General features: G+C 66.3%; 16 protein-coding genes and 2 tRNA genes. 12 read left to right on the forward strand and 6 right to left on the reverse strand.

Annotation, left to right across the window (positions count from 1 at the left end):
- The first annotated feature begins 87 nt into the window (after positions 1–87).
- Positions 88–930 (forward strand): DoxX family protein, encoded by an 843-nt coding sequence (locus ACZYZF_RS22410; RefSeq protein ID WP_463836853.1) that lies wholly within the window; start codon positions 88–90, stop codon positions 928–930.
- 24 nt (positions 931–954) lie between these two features.
- Here the strand turns inward: ACZYZF_RS22410 and ACZYZF_RS22415 are convergent, their stop codons facing one another.
- A complete protein-coding gene (locus ACZYZF_RS22415) occupies positions 955–1296 on the reverse strand; it encodes a PH domain-containing protein (RefSeq protein ID WP_463745247.1) in 342 nt (113 codons plus the stop codon).
- A 364-nt stretch (positions 1297–1660) separates the two neighbouring features.
- Here ACZYZF_RS22415 and ACZYZF_RS22420 point away from each other — a divergent pair, with 364 nt between their 5' ends.
- From ACZYZF_RS22420 to ilvC, 3 genes are all read left to right on the forward strand, one after another.
- Positions 1661–3523 carry an acetolactate synthase large subunit gene (locus ACZYZF_RS22420; RefSeq protein ID WP_463744238.1) on the forward strand — a complete coding sequence of 621 codons (1863 nt, stop codon included), beginning with the start codon at positions 1661–1663 and terminating at the stop codon, positions 3521–3523.
- A complete protein-coding gene (ilvN, locus tag ACZYZF_RS22425) occupies positions 3523–4035 on the forward strand; it encodes an acetolactate synthase small subunit (RefSeq protein WP_463744237.1) in 513 nt (170 codons plus the stop codon). The genes ACZYZF_RS22420 and ilvN overlap by 1 nt, the downstream gene beginning before the upstream one ends.
- Before the next feature lie 67 nt (positions 4036–4102).
- Positions 4103–5104 carry a ketol-acid reductoisomerase gene (gene ilvC, locus ACZYZF_RS22430; protein ID WP_463745246.1) on the forward strand — a complete coding sequence of 334 codons (1002 nt, stop codon included), beginning with the start codon at positions 4103–4105 and terminating at the stop codon, positions 5102–5104.
- Positions 5105–5176: 72 nt separating this feature from the next.
- Here the strand turns inward: ilvC and ACZYZF_RS22435 are convergent, their stop codons facing one another.
- Genes ACZYZF_RS22435 through ACZYZF_RS22450 form a run of 4 tightly spaced genes read right to left on the reverse strand, consistent with a single transcriptional unit; the run spans position 5177 to position 7896 of the window.
- Entirely contained in the window at positions 5177–5515 is a 339-nt protein-coding gene (locus ACZYZF_RS22435) for a hypothetical protein (RefSeq protein ID WP_463836854.1), read from the reverse strand.
- Positions 5516–5572: 57 nt separating this feature from the next.
- Positions 5573–5842: a hypothetical protein gene (locus ACZYZF_RS22440; protein ID WP_463744235.1), complete on the reverse strand. Its 270-nt coding sequence runs from the start codon at positions 5840–5842 to the stop codon at positions 5573–5575.
- 15 nt (positions 5843–5857) lie between these two features.
- Positions 5858–6469 (reverse strand): NAD(P)H:quinone oxidoreductase, encoded by a 612-nt coding sequence (gene wrbA, locus ACZYZF_RS22445; RefSeq protein WP_463744234.1) that lies wholly within the window; start codon positions 6467–6469, stop codon positions 5858–5860.
- The gene (locus ACZYZF_RS22450; RefSeq protein WP_463836855.1) at positions 6466–7896 is read right to left on the reverse strand and encodes a phytoene desaturase family protein; all 1431 of its coding nucleotides are present in this window, start codon (positions 7894–7896) and stop codon (positions 6466–6468) included. Before ACZYZF_RS22450 ends, wrbA begins: the two co-directional genes overlap by 4 nt.
- Before the next feature lie 60 nt (positions 7897–7956).
- Here ACZYZF_RS22450 and serA point away from each other — a divergent pair, with 60 nt between their 5' ends.
- The 3 genes from serA to ACZYZF_RS22465 all read left to right on the forward strand — a co-directional run bounded on the left by serA (position 7957) and on the right by ACZYZF_RS22465 (position 11300).
- Positions 7957–9543, forward strand: coding sequence for a phosphoglycerate dehydrogenase (gene serA / locus ACZYZF_RS22455; protein ID WP_463744232.1), 1587 nt, complete (start codon positions 7957–7959; stop codon positions 9541–9543).
- The gene (locus tag ACZYZF_RS22460; RefSeq protein ID WP_463744231.1) at positions 9540–10550 is read left to right on the forward strand and encodes a 3-isopropylmalate dehydrogenase; all 1011 of its coding nucleotides are present in this window, start codon (positions 9540–9542) and stop codon (positions 10548–10550) included. The genes serA and ACZYZF_RS22460 overlap by 4 nt, the downstream gene beginning before the upstream one ends.
- A gap of 138 nt (positions 10551–10688) precedes the next feature.
- Entirely contained in the window at positions 10689–11300 is a 612-nt protein-coding gene (locus ACZYZF_RS22465) for a dihydrofolate reductase family protein (RefSeq protein ID WP_463744230.1), read from the forward strand.
- Between the two features lie 34 nt (positions 11301–11334).
- On the opposite strand, the gene ACZYZF_RS22470 is transcribed toward ACZYZF_RS22465, so the two are convergent.
- A complete protein-coding gene (locus tag ACZYZF_RS22470) occupies positions 11335–12525 on the reverse strand; it encodes an MFS transporter (RefSeq protein ID WP_463836856.1) in 1191 nt (396 codons plus the stop codon).
- Between the two features lie 90 nt (positions 12526–12615).
- Between ACZYZF_RS22470 and ACZYZF_RS22475 the strand changes: the two genes are divergently transcribed.
- The 5 genes from ACZYZF_RS22475 to ACZYZF_RS22495 all read left to right on the forward strand — a co-directional run bounded on the left by ACZYZF_RS22475 (position 12616) and on the right by ACZYZF_RS22495 (position 16413).
- A complete protein-coding gene (locus tag ACZYZF_RS22475) occupies positions 12616–13788 on the forward strand; it encodes an alpha/beta hydrolase family protein (RefSeq protein ID WP_463836882.1) in 1173 nt (390 codons plus the stop codon).
- A gap of 52 nt (positions 13789–13840) precedes the next feature.
- Complete coding sequence (locus tag ACZYZF_RS22480; RefSeq protein ID WP_463836857.1) at positions 13841–14617, forward strand: fumarylacetoacetate hydrolase family protein; 777 nt, start codon at positions 13841–13843, stop codon at positions 14615–14617.
- A gap of 9 nt (positions 14618–14626) precedes the next feature.
- Positions 14627–16093: a glutamate--tRNA ligase gene (gene gltX / locus ACZYZF_RS22485; protein ID WP_463744227.1), complete on the forward strand. Its 1467-nt coding sequence runs from the start codon at positions 14627–14629 to the stop codon at positions 16091–16093.
- Between the two features lie 115 nt (positions 16094–16208).
- Positions 16209–16283 (forward strand) — tRNA-Gln (locus tag ACZYZF_RS22490).
- A 57-nt stretch (positions 16284–16340) separates the two neighbouring features.
- Positions 16341–16413 (forward strand) — tRNA-Glu (locus ACZYZF_RS22495).
- Positions 16414–16469: the final 56 nt, after the last annotated feature.

Here is a 16469-nt window from a genome sequence, read left to right on the forward strand (position 1 = left end):
GCGTCGTACCGGTAGCAGCCCGATACCAGGCGGAAGCGCCGGGGTAAATGCTCGGATCGGACCGGACTTGCACTTACCCTGGCAGCTGTGACCAGCCACCCACAGGACCCACAAGCCTGGCAACGACCGGGTTACTCGGACGATTCCGCCAGGCCGGCCGGGGCCAGCCTGGTCGATCCCGAAGACGACCTGCCGTCGGAAAACTATGGCGGCGACTTCGAGACCACCGCGATTCCCCGCTACGACTCGAAAACCGGCGACCAGTCGGCGTTCAGCCTGGTCGCTGACCCGGAGCCACTGCCGTACGTACAAGCCGGCGGACCCGCCCCGATGGGGCCCTTCTCGGCCGAACCGGCCGAGATCGAGCGCGACGAGTTCGTCGATGACCGCGTCCGGGCAGCCGGCCGGCGCGGCACCCAGGACCTCGGCCTGCTGATCCTGCGCGTGGCGCTCGGCGGACTGATGATCATCCACGGCTTGCAGAAGGCCTTCGGCTGGTGGGGTGGCCCAGGGCTGGACGGGTTCAACTCATCGCTGGACGAGATGGGCTACAGGAACGCCGACATCCTGACCTACGCGGCCACCGGAGGGCAGATCGCCGCCGGCGTGCTGCTGGTCCTCGGGTTGTTCACCCCGATCGCGGCCGCCGGTGCGCTGGCCTACCTGATCAACGGGGTGCTGGCCACGGCCATGGCTGCCCACGAACAGGCCCGGCTCTCCGAAGTCATCACCGACGGCACCGAGTACCGGCTGATCGTCGTCGTCGCCGCGGCCGCGATCATCCTGACCGGTCCAGGTCGCTACGGATTCGACGCCGGCCGCGGCTGGGCCCGACGTCCCTTCGTCGGATCCTTCGTGGCCCTGGTGCTCGGCGTGGCCGGCGGCATCGCCATCTGGGTACTGCTCAACGGCGGCAACCCACTCGGCTGAATCGGTGCTGAACGGGCACTGATCTCAGGCGTACGGATTCGGTACGCGGCCGCCGCTCACCTCGGTGAGCAACGGCAGTGTTGCGAACGTCACCGCAGGTAGGCGCAGGTCGGTCCCGTCGTTCACATCGGCAATCGCCCAGGATGACCGGTCGAAACGCAGTCCCTTGATATCGGTCCACGACACTGTGCGGCTGCGCGTCAGCGACCGCGCGGTGACGGTGTCGGTATCAGCGGTCGTGCGGTACCGGATGATTGCCGTCGACAGCGCGATGGGGATCACCAGTAGCACCGAGAACCAGGTCGGATTGCTCAGGACCAGCGTCAGCAGGCCCAGCGTCAGGAATCCGACTGCCAGGTGCGCCATGGGCGATATCCGGATGACGACAGGGGCGGTTGCCGATCGTGCGCTCACGTGTTCATCCTTGCACCACCCAGGGGACCGCCCCGCCGGCGTCACCGGGCGTCCGGTCCGTGCCGAACCAATTTGACCTTTAACCTGTACGGCAGCTACCGTCAGGTGCTATGCAGACCCCCGGATTGCTCGTAGTAATTGGTTGGCGCGTTGATGCCGCGCTGGCCCTCTGCCGGGCATAGCAACCGCATCGACGCGCCACCCTCGTACAGCTACCGGCTGGCGGGGGTTTTTTATTTGCCCGACAAGCGCGCCGGAACCATTGAAAAATTGAAATTTCCAAGTGGAATGTGACGCAGACCGTGAAGAGGACATCGTGAGCGCACCGACAACGCGACCGCCAGCCCGGTCGGGAACCGCGCCTGCCAACGGCGCAGCCAACGCCAAATCAGATTCGGGACAGCCCAAGCGAGTGGCACCCGAGCAGATCACCGGCGCCCAGGCGGTCGTCCGGTCGCTGGAAGAGCTCGGCGTCGACGTCGTCTTCGGCATCCCCGGTGGCGCCGTGCTGCCGGTCTACGACCCGCTGTTCGACTCGCAGAAGCTTCGGCACGTGCTGGTCCGGCATGAGCAGGGCGCCGGCCACGCCGCGAGCGGCTATGCGCATGCCACCGGCAAGGTCGGCGTGATGATGGCGACGTCCGGCCCCGGCGCGACCAACCTGATCACTCCGCTGGCCGACGCCCAGATGGACTCCATCCCTGTGGTGGCCATCACCGGGCAGGTGGGTCGCAGCCTGATCGGCACCGACGCCTTCCAGGAAGCCGACATCACCGGCATGACCATGCCGATCACCAAGCACAACTTCCTGGTGCGCAACGGCGATGACATCGCCCAGGTGATGGCCGAGGCCTTCCACATCGCCAGCTCGGGGCGCCCGGGCGCGGTGCTCGTCGATGTTCCCAAGGACATCCTGCAGGGCCAGTGCACCTTCTCCTGGCCCCCGCAGATGGACCTGCCCGGGTACAAGCCGAACACCAAGCCGCACAGCCGTCAGGTCCGTGAGGCCGCCAAGTTGATCGCCGCGGCGCACAAGCCGGTGCTCTATGTCGGTGGTGGGGTGATCCGTGGAGAGGCCAGTGCCGAACTGCTCGAGCTGGCCGAGCTGACCGGCATCCCGGTCGTCACCACACTCATGGCCCGCGGCGCATTCCCGGACAGCCACCCCCAACACCTGGGTATGCCGGGCATGCACGGCACCGTGGCCGCGGTGGGTGCGTTGCAGAAGAGCGACCTGCTGATCGCCCTGGGCACGCGGTTCGACGACCGGGTCACCGGTCAGCTGTCCTCGTTCGCCCCTGAGGCGAAGGTGATCCATGCCGACATCGACCCCGCGGAGATCGGCAAGAACCGGCACGCCGACGTGCCCATCGTGGGTGACGTGAAAGCGGTCATCACCGATCTGATCGAGGTGCTGCGCCGTGACGGAACGACCAGTGCCGCACTGAAATTGGACAGCTGGTGGGAGTACCTGTCCGGCCTGAAGACGACCTTCCCGCTGAGCTACGGCCCGCAGAGCGACGGCAGCCTGAGTCCCGAGTACGTCATCGAGAAGCTCGGTCAGATCGCCGGACCCGAGGCGATCTATGTCGCCGGAGTGGGCCAGCACCAGATGTGGGCCGCGCAGTTCGTCAAGTACGAGAACCCCAAGACGTGGCTGAACTCGGGTGGACTGGGCACCATGGGCTACGCCGTGCCGGCGGCCATGGGCGCCAAGTTCGCCCGCCCCGAGGCCGAGGTGTGGGCCATCGACGGCGACGGCTGCTTCCAGATGACCAACCAGGAGCTGGCCACCTGTGCCATCGAGGGCGCGCCGATCAAGGTGGCATTGATCAACAACGGCAACCTGGGCATGGTGCGGCAGTGGCAGACGCTGTTCTACGAAAAGCGTTACAGCCAGACCGATCTGGCGACACACAGCCGCAGGATCCCGGACTTCGTCAAGCTGGCGGAGGCACTGGGTTGTGTGGGGCTGCGGTGCGAGCGGGCCGAGGACGTCGAAGATGTCATCAACCAGGCGCGGGCCATCAACGACCGCCCCGTGGTCATCGACTTCGTCGTCGGTGCCGACGCGCAGGTGTGGCCGATGGTCGCCGCCGGTACCAGCAACGACGAGATCATGGCGGCCCGCGACATCCGGCCGCTGTTCGACGAGAACGACAACGAGGGGCATGCCTGATGAGCAACACCACCCCCACCCACACGCTTTCGGTGCTGGTCGAGGACAAACCCGGCGTTCTTGCCCGGGTGGCCACGCTGTTCTCCCGCCGTGGCTACAACATCCAGTCCCTGGCTGTGGGTGCCACCGAACAGAAGCACATGTCCCGGATGACGATCGTGGTCAGTGTCGAGGAATCGCCGCTGGAACAGATCACCAAGCAGCTCAACAAGCTGATCAACGTGATCAAGATCGTCGAGCAGGAGGACGACAACTCGGTCTCCCGCGAGCTCGCGCTGATCAAGGTCCGCGCCGATGCATCCAACCGCGGCCAGGTCATCGAAGCGGTGAACCTGTTCCGCGCCAAGGTCGTTGATGTTTCGACCGAGTCCCTGACGGTCGAGGCGACGGGCACTTCGGAGAAGCTGGAGGCCCTGCTGCGGGTCCTCGAGCCCTACGGTATCCGTGAGATCGCACAGTCCGGGATGGTGTCGGTCTCGCGGGGACCCCGTGGTATCAGCGCAGTGAAGTAAGCACGTCAAGTAGCGTTAGTCGGCTGTAGAGCTAGAAAGAGAAGGAAAATTTCGCATGGCAGTTGAGATGTTTTACGACGCCGACGCGGACCTGTCGATCATCCAGGGTCGCAAGGTCGCCGTCATCGGCTACGGCAGCCAGGGGCACGCGCATTCGCTGTCGCTGCGCGACTCGGGCGTGCAGGTCAAGGTCGGCCTGAAAGAGGGCTCGAAGTCCCGCGTCAAGGTCGAGGAGCAGGGCCTCGAGGTCGACACCCCGGCCGAGGTCGCCAAGTGGGCCGACGTCATCATGGTGCTCGCGCCCGATACCGCGCAGGCCGAGATCTTCAAGAACGACATCGAGCCCAACCTGCAGGACGGCAACGCGCTGTTCTTCGGCCACGGCCTCAACATCCACTTCGGTCTGATCAAGGCCCCGGCCAACGTCACGGTCGGCATGGTCGCCCCCAAGGGCCCCGGCCACCTGGTGCGTCGCCAGTTCGTCGATGGCAAGGGTGTGCCCTGCCTGATCGCCGTCGACCAGGACCCCAAGGGCGAGGGTCAGGCCCTGGCGCTGTCCTATGCCGCCGCGATCGGTGGTGCCCGCGCCGGCGTCATCAAGACCACCTTCAAGGAAGAGACCGAGACCGACCTGTTCGGTGAGCAGGCCGTGCTGTGCGGCGGCACCGAAGAGCTGGTCAAGGCCGGCTTCGAGGTCATGGTCGAGGCCGGTTACGCGCCGGAGATGGCCTACTTCGAGGTGCTGCACGAGCTCAAGCTCATCGTCGACCTGATGTACGAGGGCGGCATCGCCCGCATGAACTACTCGGTGTCCGACACCGCGGAGTTCGGTGGCTACCTGTCGGGTCCGCGCGTCATCGACGCCGACACCAAGCAGCGCATGCGGGACATCCTGACCGACATCCAGGACGGCACCTTCGTCAAGCGTCTGGTCGCCAACGTCGAGGGCGGCAACAAGGAGCTCGAGGCGCTTCGCAAGGCGAACGCCGAGCACCCGATCGAGGTCACCGGCAAGCAGCTGCGCGACCTGATGAGCTGGGTCGACCGGCCGATCACCGAAACGGCCTGATTTTTCGCACCGACTGGCCAGTTATTGCACGCAAGCTACGAAAATGCGTGTGATAACTGGCCTTCGGCTTTTCTAAATGATCGTGTAGCCCATGGCGGCCAGCGTGCGGGCCACACTTCTGCCGTCGGCGCTGCCCGGAAGCTTCTCGGTGCTGTCGATCTGCAGGCCTTCACCGAGCACGCCGTAGAGCTCGGTCGACACCGGGTCGTCGGGCTCGGGCGGCTCGATCCGGCCGTCGGGATAGATGCACTGCGCGCGCATGGCCCACAGCTGCTGGGAAGCGGCGACGACGTTGTAGCCGTGCAACGGGGGGCTCACGTGATAGAGGTCCATGTCGCCCACCGCGAACAACTTCATGATCGGATCAGTGTGGGGGACCGAACCCACCAGCCGCGCGATGCCAATTTTCACCGCTCAAATCTAAGTGCCGGCCCAGGGGAGCGGCGGCACCAAATCGTCTGTCCGCGGTCAGTGCGGGACAGCGACCTGCGGCGGGGTGGTGAACGGCGGGGTGGCCTTCGGGATTTCGGGCGTCGTCGGCGGAGTGGTCGGGGTTGCGGTGTCACCGGCCGGTCCTTTTGGCTCACCCGTTATCGTCTCGCCGATCGTCATCTGCGGGATCGTTACGTCTTCTTCGATGTTCGGTACAGGTGTCCCCGAGCCGCATGACACGACCACCGCCGATACGACGGTCGCACCGCAGGCGGCGGCCACTTGCTGTAGGTATCGAGTCGTCATCTCGTTTCCTCCTCGCTACGAACCCAGGCGCGCAGCCACACTGACCACCCGACGGGCCAGGTGATCCAGAGCGTCGTTGGTGGCGTCGTCGAATTCGCCGATGTTGTCGTGATTGGCGATCAGGCTCGCGCCGTACGGATTGCCGTCGACGAACTTGAGCGGGTCGGTGTACCCGGGTGGCACGATGATCCCGCCCCAGTGCATGAGCGTGACGTAAAGCGTCAGGAGCGTGGTCTCCTGACCACCGTGCGCGGTGTTGGTTGAGGTGAACCCGGCATAGACCTTGTCGGCGAGCTTGCCCTGCGACCACAGGCCGCCGAGCGAGTCCAGAAAGCCGCGCAATTGCGAAGCGACGGAACCGAATCGGGTGGGGGATCCGAAGATCACCGCATCCGCCCACACGATGTCGTCGCCGGTGGCGGTCGGTTGATCTTTGGTGGCTTCATAATTGGCGGTCCACGCCGGATTGTGGGCGAACGATTCGGGATCAGCGGTCTCGGCGACGGGGCGCAGTCGGACCTCGGCCCCCGCCGACTCGGCGGCGGCAGTGACACGTTGGGCCATGGTGGTGCCGTGGCCTGTCGCCGAGTAGTAGATGACGGCGACCTTGGGTGCAGGGTTGGTCATGGCGCCAGCTTAGGTAGATCCGTGATGCCGAACTCGCGTTTCAGTACGGTGCGGGCTGCATAGAACCCGGCCATCCCGTGCACGCCACCGCCGGGCGGGGTGGCCGACGAGCAGAGGTAGGCCTTCGCAATCGGCGTGGTCCAGGGATCGAACCGGGGCGTGGGGCCCAGCAGCGCACTGGCCATGTTGTTGCCGCCGACGCCGATATCGCCGCCCACCAGATTGGCGTTGTGCTCGTCCATCCGCGACGCGGGCACGCTGCGGACCGCGACCACCAGATCCCTGAAACCCGGGGCGAACCGCTCGAAGATCTCCGTCACCGTCTCGGCCAGGTCCAGGGTGGAGTTGTTGGGTACGTGGACGTAGGTCCACAACGGGCGGCGGCCGGCGTCATCGATGCGGGAGGGATCGGCGACATGGGGGAGTGCGGCCAGCACCATGGGCCACTCCGCGTGGCGGCCCGCGGCGATCTCGGACTCGGCGAACGCCATCTGTGCCCGGCTGCCGCCCAGATGCAGCGTCGGGGCCTGGGCCAGACGTTGGTCACGCCAAGGGATCTCGCCACTCAGCACGAAATCGACCTTCGCCACGCCGGGGCCATAGGTGTAGCGGCTCAACGCACGGGCGTAGCGAGGCGGCAGGGCCTTGCCGTAGATCGACAGCAGAGCGGTCGGTGCGGTGTCGTAGATGACCACGCCGGACGGTGGCTCGGTGACCTCGTGTCCGAGGACCAGGTCGCCGCCGTGCGCAGTGAGATCGGCGATCAATGCGTCGGGGATGGCCTGTGATCCACCGATCGGAATGGGCCATCCGACCGCATGCCCAAGAGTGGCCAGCATCAGCCCGGCGCCGCCTGAGACCAGCGATGGCATAGTTGAAATCGTATGTGCGGCAACCCCACTGAACAGTGCGCGGGCGTCCTCCCCCTTGAGTGACCGCCACAACGGGGTGCCTTGGGCCAGGAGCCGGGGTGCGACGCGCGCGGCCGCGCCCAACGACGGGGGTAGCGACCGCTTGTCGCCGAGGATGAGACCGACCACGTCATCACAGTCAGCCGCCAGCGGACCGAGCAGCCGTCGCCACGAGTCTCCAGAGTCCAACTCGGCGCACGTGCGGGCGATGTCGCGGTAACCGATCGCCGCCGGGCGGTGCTGTAGCGGGCTGGCGTAGGAGATTTCGGGGACGGCCAGTTGCACCCCACGGGCGGTCAGGTCGTAGGCGGCGAAGAACGGCGAGGCCAACGCCAGCGGGTGGACCGCCGAACAGATGTCATGGCTGACGCCGGGAAAATCCGGGTCGGGCAGCGTGCGCGCGCCGCCACCCGGGGTCGACTGGGCTTCGATGACGCGTACGGCCAGCCCGGCCCGCGCCAAGATGACCGCGGCAGACAGGCCGTTGGGGCCGCTGCCGACAATTGTGACGTCCACGCCCATCAGTACACCGCACGCGGTTCGGCTGTGGTAGGGCCCACACATTAGGCTGTCCGCGTGAGTCTCCCCGTTGTTTTGATTGCCGACAAGCTCGCGGAATCGACCGTCGCCGCCCTCGGTGACCAGGTAGAGGTCAGGTGGGTCGACGGTCCGGACCGCGAGAAGCTGCTCGCTGCCGTACCCGAAGCCGACGCGCTTCTGGTGCGTTCCGCCACCACGGTGGACGCCGAGGTCATCGCCGCGGCACCCAAACTCAAGATCGTCGCCCGCGCCGGCGTCGGCCTGGACAACGTCGACGTCGACGCAGCGACGGCCCGCGGGGTGCTCGTGGTCAACGCGCCGACCTCCAACATCCACAGCGCCGCTGAGCACGCTCTGGCCCTGCTGCTTTCCACGGCCCGCCAGATCCCCGCAGCCGACGCGACCCTGCGCGAACACACGTGGAAGCGGTCGTCATTCTCGGGTGTCGAGATCTTCGACAAGACCGTCGGCGTCGTCGGCCTGGGCCGCATCGGGCAGCTGGTCGCCCAGCGCCTGGCCGCCTTCGGGGCGCACATCGTGGCGTACGACCCCTACGTCTCGCAGGCCCGCGCCGCTCAACTCGGCATTGAGTTGCTGCCGCTCGACGAGCTGCTCGGCCGCGCCGACTTCATCTCGGTGCACCTGCCCAAGACCAAGGAGACCGCCGGCCTGCTGGGCAAGGAGAACCTGGCCAAGACCAAGCCGGGCGTCATCATCGTCAACGCCGCCCGCGGTGGCCTGATCGACGAGCAGGCCCTGGCCGATGCGATCAACAGCGGCCATGTGCGGGCCGCCGGCCTGGACGTCTTCTCCACCGAACCGTGCACCGACAGCCCGCTGTTCGAGCTGCCCCAGGTGGTCGTGACCCCGCACCTGGGAGCCTCGACCGCTGAGGCGCAGGACCGGGCCGGTACCGATGTGGCCGCCAGCGTGAAGCTGGCGTTGGCGGGCGAATTCGTGCCGGACGCGGTCAACGTGGGCGGCGGGGCCGTCGGCGAGGAAGTGGCGCCCTGGCTGGACCTGGTACGCAAACTGGGCCTGCTGGCCGGTGCCCTGTCCGATGCGGCTCCGGTGTCGCTGACCGTCCAGGCGCGCGGCGAGCTGGCTTCCGAGGACGTCGAGATCCTGAAGCTGTCAGCGCTGCGCGGATTGTTCTCCGCGGTGGTCGACGAGCAGGTGACGTTCGTCAACGCGCCGACGCTGGCCGCCGACCGTGGCGTGGCCTCCGAGATCAGCACCGCCACCGAGAGCCCCAACCACCGCAGCGTGGTCGACGTCCGCGTCGTACACGCCGACGGCAGCTCGCTGAATGTGGCCGGCACTCTGTCCGGGCCGCAGCTGGTCGAAAAGATCGTCCAGATCAACGGACGCAACTTCGACCTTCGCGCCGAGGGTTACAACCTCGTCGTCAACTACAACGATCAGCCGGGCGCCCTGGGCAAGATCGGCACCCTGCTGGGTGGGGCCAACGTCAACATCCTGGCTGCGCAGCTGAGCCAGGACGTCGACGGTGACAGCGCCATCGTGATGCTGCGTCTGGACACCGATGTGCCCGAGGATGTGCGCTCCGCAATCTCGGCCGCGGTTGACGCCACGACGCTGGAAGTGGTGGACCTGTCATGAAACTCGCTGTAATCGCCGGTGACGGCATCGGCCCGGAGGTCATCGCCGAGGCACTCAAGGTGCTCGACGCGGTACTGCCCGGCGTGGACCGGACGGAATACGACCTGGGCGCGCGTCGGTACCACGCGACGGGGGAGACCCTGCCGGAGGGATTCGTCGAGGAGCTCAAGGGCTACGACGCGATCCTGTTGGGCGCCATCGGCGATCCTTCTGTACCGAGTGGTGTGCTCGAACGTGGGCTGCTGCTCAACATGCGGTTCGCGTTGGACCACCACGTGAACCTGCGGCCGTCGAAGTTGTTCGGCGGGGTTTCCAGCCCGCTTGCCGGCAACCCGGAGATCGACTTCGTGGTGGTGCGTGAGGGCACCGAAGGTCCCTATACCGGCACCGGTGGCGCGATCCGGGTGGGCACCCCGCATGAGGTCGCCACCGAGGTGTCCACCAACACCCGGTTCGGTGTGGAGCGAGTGGTGCGTTATGCGTTCGAGAAAGCCCGCGCACGGCGTAAACACCTCACCCTGGTGCACAAGAACAACGTGCTGGCGTTTGCCGGCTCGCTGTGGAAGCGCACCGTCGACGAGATCGGTGCGGACTACCCGGATGTCGAAACTGCTTACCAGCACATCGATGCCGCCACCATCCACATGGTCACCGACCCCGGCCGGTTCGACGTGATCGTCACCGACAACCTGTTCGGCGACATCATCACCGACCTGGCCGCCGCGGTCTCCGGCGGAATCGGCCTGGCCGCCTCGGGCAATATCGATGCGACGGGCACCAACCCGTCGATGTTCGAGCCCGTGCACGGAAGCGCACCCGACATCGCCGGGCAGGGGATCGCCGATCCGACCGCCGCGGTGATGAGCGTGGCGCTGCTGCTGACCCATATCGGCGAAACCGACGCGGCGGCGCGGGTCGACAAGGCCGTCAGCGAGCACCTGGCCACCCGTGGCGATGCGAAGCTCTCGACCAGCGAGGTCGGCGAGCGGATCCTTTCGCTGCTGTAGTTCTTTGCCGTCGACTCTGCGCTGAGGGCGTGCATCTCTCGCACTTTTGCGCCCTCACCGCAGAGTCGACGAACTGCTAGTCGCTTGCCCAGCACAGGGCCGCGATGAGTCTGCCGACGCCCACGGGTCTGTATGGGCATGGGACTCATCGAGATCGAAATGTTCGCAACCCTGGACCTCGTCGCGCAGGCGCCGGGTGGCCCTGACGAGGATCCCGAGGGGTTCTCGTTCGGCGGCTGGCAGGCCCCGCTGATCGACGATGTTTCCGGCGCACAGGTCGGCACCGCTTACGAGGGCACCGATGCCCTTCTGCTCGGACGCCGCACGTACGACATCTTCGCCGCGCACTGGCCGCAGCAGGACGACGAATTCGGAACGCTTTTCAACAGCATCCCGAAATACGTGGCCTCCCGCGGCAAGCCCGATCTCTCGTGGTCCGGCTCCACACAGCTCGGCCCGGATCTGGCCGCTGCAGTGCGCGAGATCCGCGACAAGCACGAGCATGTGAAGGTCGTCGGAAGCCTGAACCTGGTGCAGACGCTGCTGCGCGAGAAGCTCTTCGACCGACTCGACCTCTGGATACATCCGATCATGCTGGGCGCCGGGAAGAAGGTGTTCGACGGAGGCGCGGTGCCCACGAACATCACCATGCTGGAACCGCCGGTCGCCAGTCCCAACGGCATCGTGTACCTGCGTTACGGGCTGGCCGAAGGCACCCCGGGGACGGGGGATATGAGCGAAGTGCAGTAGACCGCCTGGTCCGGTTCGCGCAGGCGCCGCGAGCTTATGGCTCGGCGTTCACAGGATCAGCTGGGACGAGGGGGACCGCCAACAACGGCAACAACGCACACACCGCGAAAGCCGCCGGGAAGCCCGCCACCCCGATCAGCGCACCGAACAACGGCGCCGAGCTGGCGGTGGCCAGGTGCTGGCTGGTGTTCTGGGTACCCAGTGCGCGTCCGCTCCAGAACGGGCCGGCGATCTCGGCGATCGCCGTGAATGCCAAACCGTTGTCGGACACCGTGATCACCGAGGCGATCACGATCAGGGCGACACTGATCGGGGAGCCCAGCCAATCGGTGAGCGCCAGCAGGCCCATCGTCGCCGCGGCCGCCAACGCGATGGTGCGAATCGGGCGCAGCCGCTGCCCGACCACATCGGACCAGCGGCCCGCGGCGATCCGGCCTGCCGCGCCCAGCAATTGAGCGACTGTCACCAGCGTGCCGGCCGACGCCGCAGACCAGCCCCGATCGCTCATCAGCCACACCAGAGTGAACGTCCAGACCAGGCCCTGGGGCACCACCAGCAGTACCGAGACGGCGTGGATGCGCCACAACACGTTTGAGCCGCGGTACGGGTTGGCCAGGTGCTCGGCCGGCGCCTCGTGCCGGGGCGGGCGTGGCGGATCCAGTACGCCCACAGCGCAGATCACCGACGCCAGCACGCAAACGATCGCCGGGAACAACAATGCGGTTGCCACACCGTGGGATTCGGCGAGGCGCGGAATGACCAACGCTCCCAGTCCAACTCCCAGAGGTGTTGCCGTCTGGCGGATTCCCATGGCCAGGCCCCGCTGTTCGGGGGGGAACCAACCCACCACGACCCGTCCGCTTGCCGAATTACTGCTGGCCGCAGCCATTCCGCCCAACAGCAGAAACACCCCGACCATCACCAGGGAATGTGCAGCGGCCGCGCCGAACGCCGCAGCCGCGGTCAGTGCCGAGCCCACCGTCAACACGATCCGCTCGCCCACCCGGTCGACGACGTAGCCCCACGCGATCAGGGTGACCACGAGCCCGAAGCTCGGCATCGACGACAGCAGACCCGCTTTGGCCAGATCCAGACCGCGCTCGGCGTGCAGGGTCGGAATGAGGAACGCCGCGCCGTTGATGAACACGTTGGCGCAGGTGGTGGCACTCAGTGCAATCGCCAACATCGACCACCGGCGGAACGTGCTGATCGACGAAACAGACATGGGTGCATCGTTTCATGCTGTCTCAAAATATTGAACTTGCGTCTCATTATATGAGACGCGCTAAACCTGCAATACGCTGTGGCGGTGAAGATGTGGTTTGCGGCTACCGCCCTGTTGACGTGTGGACTTCTGACAGCGCCGACCGCGGTGGCGGCGGTCCCGGACTGGTCGGGCCTGGATGTCCGCCACTACGACGCTCCGATTCCCGCGCCCGGCAGCCTGATCGAGACGGTCCCACTGGATCAGGCGTTGTCCGTGCCGGGTGCGGAGAGCGCCTACCGCATCCTCTATTCAACTGTCGATCAACATGATTCACCGGCAGTCAGCACCGCGGCGGTGTTCATTCCGCACGGCCAGGCGCCCGAGGGTGGCTGGCCGACGATCGCGTGGGCACACGGCACCGTGGGACTCGGCGACGATTGCGCTCCCTCGGCACAACCGCGCAGTGCCCGGGACGATGAATATCTGACGCACTGGCTCGACCAGGGCTATGCCGTTGTCGGCTCGGACTATGCCGGGTTGGGCACTCCCGGCCTGATGAGTTACCTCAACAGCGTCGCCACCGCGCACAGCGTCGTCGATTCGGTGATCGCCATGCACCACATGGATCTGCCGTTGTCGAACAAGTGGGCCATCGTGGGCCAGTCGCAGGGCGGCGGGGCTGCGATCAACAGCGCCCGCCGGGCCACCGAATTCAGCCGAGGTACCGGTCTGGACTACCGCGGCGTGGTGGCGACCGGGACACCCTTCAATGTCGAGGGCGTCGTCCAGCAGGCCGGGCCGGACATGGTTCTGCCGCCGAACGCCGGGCCCGCGGTCAACAGCTACACCGGGTACATCCTTGCCGGGTTGCGGGAGGCTCGGCCTGATCTCGACATCGACAGCGTGCTCACCCCGGCTGGGCTCGACGCGGTCGCCAGGGCGGAGATGCTGTGCAAGCCGCAACTCGACCAGCATCTCACCGGTATGACGCCGACCGCGTACTTCCGCGCGCCGCTGGCCACGCTGCCCGGGCTGACCGAAGCGCTCGACACCTACCTGGGCACGCCGACCAGTGGCTACGACCGGCCGATCTTCCTCGGCGTCGGGCTGCTGGACCGCGATGTCCCGCCCAACATGTCGCAACAGCTTGCCGACCAGCTACGCGCCAACGGGCAGGACGTCACACTCAAGGTCTATCCCGACGAGGATCACTCCGGGACTGTGATGGCCTCGGTTCCGGATTCGACACCGTTCCTCGCCGCGGTGTTCGACGGGCGTTGACGAAGTCCGACTGGAGGCGTTGCGGCCGACGCCGAGCACTACCCTGGTCAAAATGCGCTTAGGTCGAATCGCCAGTCCCGACGGCGTCGCTTTCGTCAGTGTCGAAGGCGACGGTGCCGATGCCGTCTGCAAAGAGATCGCCGAGCATCCGTTCGGCAACCCGAACTTCACCGGACGGAGCTGGCCGCTGGCCGACGTCCGGCTGCTCGCACCCATCCTGGCCAGCAAGGTCATCTGTATGGGGAAGAACTATGAGGCCCACGCCCAGGAGATGGGTGGGGTGGCTCCGGAGGATCCGGTGATCTTCCTCAAACCCAACACCGCGATCGTCGGGCCAGGCGTGCCGATTCAGCTGCCGGCCGACGCCCATCCCGTTCACCACGAGGGTGAGCTGGCGATCGTCATCGGGCGGCCCTGCAAGGACGTGCCCGCCGCGCGCGCTGCCGAGAACATCCTGGGCTACACCATTGCCAACGACATCTCGGCGCGCGACCAGCAGGCCAAGGACGGCCAGTGGATGCGGGCCAAGGGGCACGACACCTTCTGCCCCGTGGGCCCGTGGATCGTCAAGGACCTCGATCCGTCCGATCTGGAGATCCGCACCGAGGTGAACGGGAAAGTGCGCCAACGCAGCCGAACCTCGCTGATGATCCACGACATCGGTGCCATCGTCGAGTGGGTCTCGGCCGTGATGACGCTGCTGCCGGGCGACCTGATCCTGACCGGAACGCCAGAGGGAGTCGGTCCGATCGAAGACGGGGACACCGTCAGTGTCACCGTCGAAGGCATCGGCACTCTCACCAATCCCGTTGTACGCAAGCAGAAGTAGAGGTAAGTGATGACATCTCCCTCTGATCCGGTCAGGGTGCGGTTCTGCCCGTCGCCGACCGGCACCCCGCACGTCGGGTTGGTGCGCACGGCTCTGTTCAACTGGGCCTACGCCCGGCATACCGGCGGGACGTTCGTGTTCCGTATCGAGGACACCGACGCTGCTCGCGACAGCGACGAGAGCTACGCCGCGATCCTCGACGCACTGCGGTGGCTGGGCCTGGACTGGGATGAGGGCCCCGACGCCGGCGGCCCGTACGAGCCGTACCGACAGTCGCAGCGCAGCGAGATCTACCGTGACGTGATCGCCCGTCTGCTCGATGCCGGCGAGGTCTACGAGGCGTATTCGACGCCAGAGGAGGTCGAGGCGCGCCATCTGGCGGCCGGGCGCAATCCCAAACTCGGGTACGACAATTACGACCGCGACCTCACCGACGAGCAGCGCAAGGCCTTTGCCGACGAGGGCCGCAAGCCCGTCCTGCGCTTGCGCATGCCCGACGAGGACCTCGGCTGGACCGATCTGGTGCGCGGGCCGGTGAGTTTTCCGGCGGGGTCGGTGCCGGATTTCGCGATCACTCGTGCCAACGGAGATCCGTTGTACACCTTGGTCAACCCGGTCGACGACGCGCTGATGAAGATCACCCACGTGCTCCGTGGCGAGGACATCATGCCCTCGACGCCGCGCCAGATCGCGCTCTACCAGGCCCTGATGCGGATCGGTGTGGCCGAGCAGGTGCCTCAGTTCGCCCATTTGCCAAGTGTTCTCGGTGAGGGCAACAAGAAGCTGTCCAAGCGCGATCCGCAGTCGAACCTGTTCCTGCACCGCGACCGAGGCTTCCTGCCGGAGGGCCTGCTGAACTATCTGGCGCTGCTTGGCTGGGGGATCGCCGACGATCACGACGTGTTCAGCCTCGACGAGATGGTGGCCGCATTCGATGTGGCCGACGTCAACTCCAACCCGGCGCGGTTCGACCAGAAGAAGGCCGACGCGATCAACGCCGAGCACATCCGGCAGCTGACGCCCGAAGATTTCACCGCACGGCTGCGCGCATATCTCGACGCCCACGGTCACGACACCGGTTTGGACGACACCGCATTCGCCGAAGCGGCCGCACTGATCCAGACCCGCATCGTCGTACTCGGCGATGCGTGGGGCCTCCTGAAGTTCTTGGACGACGGCTCCTACGAGATCGACGAGAAGTCCGCCGCCAAAGAACTCCGCGAGGAAGCCGCACCGGTCCTGGACGCCGCGCTGAGCGCCTTGGAGGGGGTCTCTGAGTGGAACACCGCCAACATCGAGGCTGCGCTCAAGGCGGCGCTCCTGGAGGGCCTGGAGCTGAAGCCCCGTAAGGCGTTCGGACCGATCCGCGTCGCTGTCACCGGTGCGACGATCAGCCCGCCGCTGTTCGAGTCGATGGAACTGCTGGGCGCCGACCGCAGCCTTCAGCGGTTGCGGGCCGCCCGGGGCAGGGTGTGAAAAACCGTCCGAGATCTTTGGTAGTCTGCTCGTCGGCCCGAAAAGCAAAACGGGGAAGCCCCCGCTGAGCCGATCGGATCGAAATTGCCTGTGACCTGCGGTGATGGGCAATTAATGGGGTATGGTGTAATTGGCAACACAGCGGTTTCTGGTACCGCCATTCTAGGTTCGAGTCCTGGTACCCCAGCCAACTAGCGGATTAGGTCAGCGAGATCGCCTGAGCTATGCTGACCATCCGGAAGTTCTAGCCCCCGTCGTCTAGCGGCCTAGGACGCCGCCCTCTCACGGCGGTAGCGTGGGTTCGAATCCCATCGGGGGTACAACAAGTAAGAGCACCCAGTTCTCACGAACTGGGTGCTTTTGCGTTGTGCGGGCT

This window comes from Mycobacterium sp. IDUB_24, assembly GCF_055419385.1.

What these genes read in the sequence shown, in the direction of transcription:
- ACZYZF_RS22470 (WP_463836856.1), bottom strand. Translation starts at nt 12,525, where the DNA reads ATGTCTGTTTCGTCGATCAGCACGTTCCGCCGGTGGTCGATGTTGGCG.
- ACZYZF_RS22440 (WP_463744235.1), bottom strand. Translation starts at nt 5,842, where the DNA reads ATGACGACTCGATACCTACAGCAAGTGGCCGCCGCCTGCGGTGCGACC.
- ACZYZF_RS22465 (WP_463744230.1), top strand. Translation starts at nt 10,689, where the DNA reads ATGGGACTCATCGAGATCGAAATGTTCGCAACCCTGGACCTCGTCGCG.
- wrbA (WP_463744234.1), bottom strand. Translation starts at nt 6,469, where the DNA reads ATGACCAACCCTGCACCCAAGGTCGCCGTCATCTACTACTCGGCGACA.
- ACZYZF_RS22475 (WP_463836882.1), top strand. Translation starts at nt 12,616, where the DNA reads ATGTGGTTTGCGGCTACCGCCCTGTTGACGTGTGGACTTCTGACAGCG.
- ilvN (WP_463744237.1), top strand. Translation starts at nt 3,523, where the DNA reads ATGAGCAACACCACCCCCACCCACACGCTTTCGGTGCTGGTCGAGGAC.
- ACZYZF_RS22480 (WP_463836857.1), top strand. Translation starts at nt 13,841, where the DNA reads ATGCGCTTAGGTCGAATCGCCAGTCCCGACGGCGTCGCTTTCGTCAGT.
- ilvC (WP_463745246.1), top strand. Translation starts at nt 4,103, where the DNA reads ATGTTTTACGACGCCGACGCGGACCTGTCGATCATCCAGGGTCGCAAG.
- gltX (WP_463744227.1), top strand. Translation starts at nt 14,627, where the DNA reads ATGACATCTCCCTCTGATCCGGTCAGGGTGCGGTTCTGCCCGTCGCCG.
- ACZYZF_RS22415 (WP_463745247.1), bottom strand. Translation starts at nt 1,296, where the DNA reads ATGGCGCACCTGGCAGTCGGATTCCTGACGCTGGGCCTGCTGACGCTG.
- ACZYZF_RS22460 (WP_463744231.1), top strand. Translation starts at nt 9,540, where the DNA reads ATGAAACTCGCTGTAATCGCCGGTGACGGCATCGGCCCGGAGGTCATC.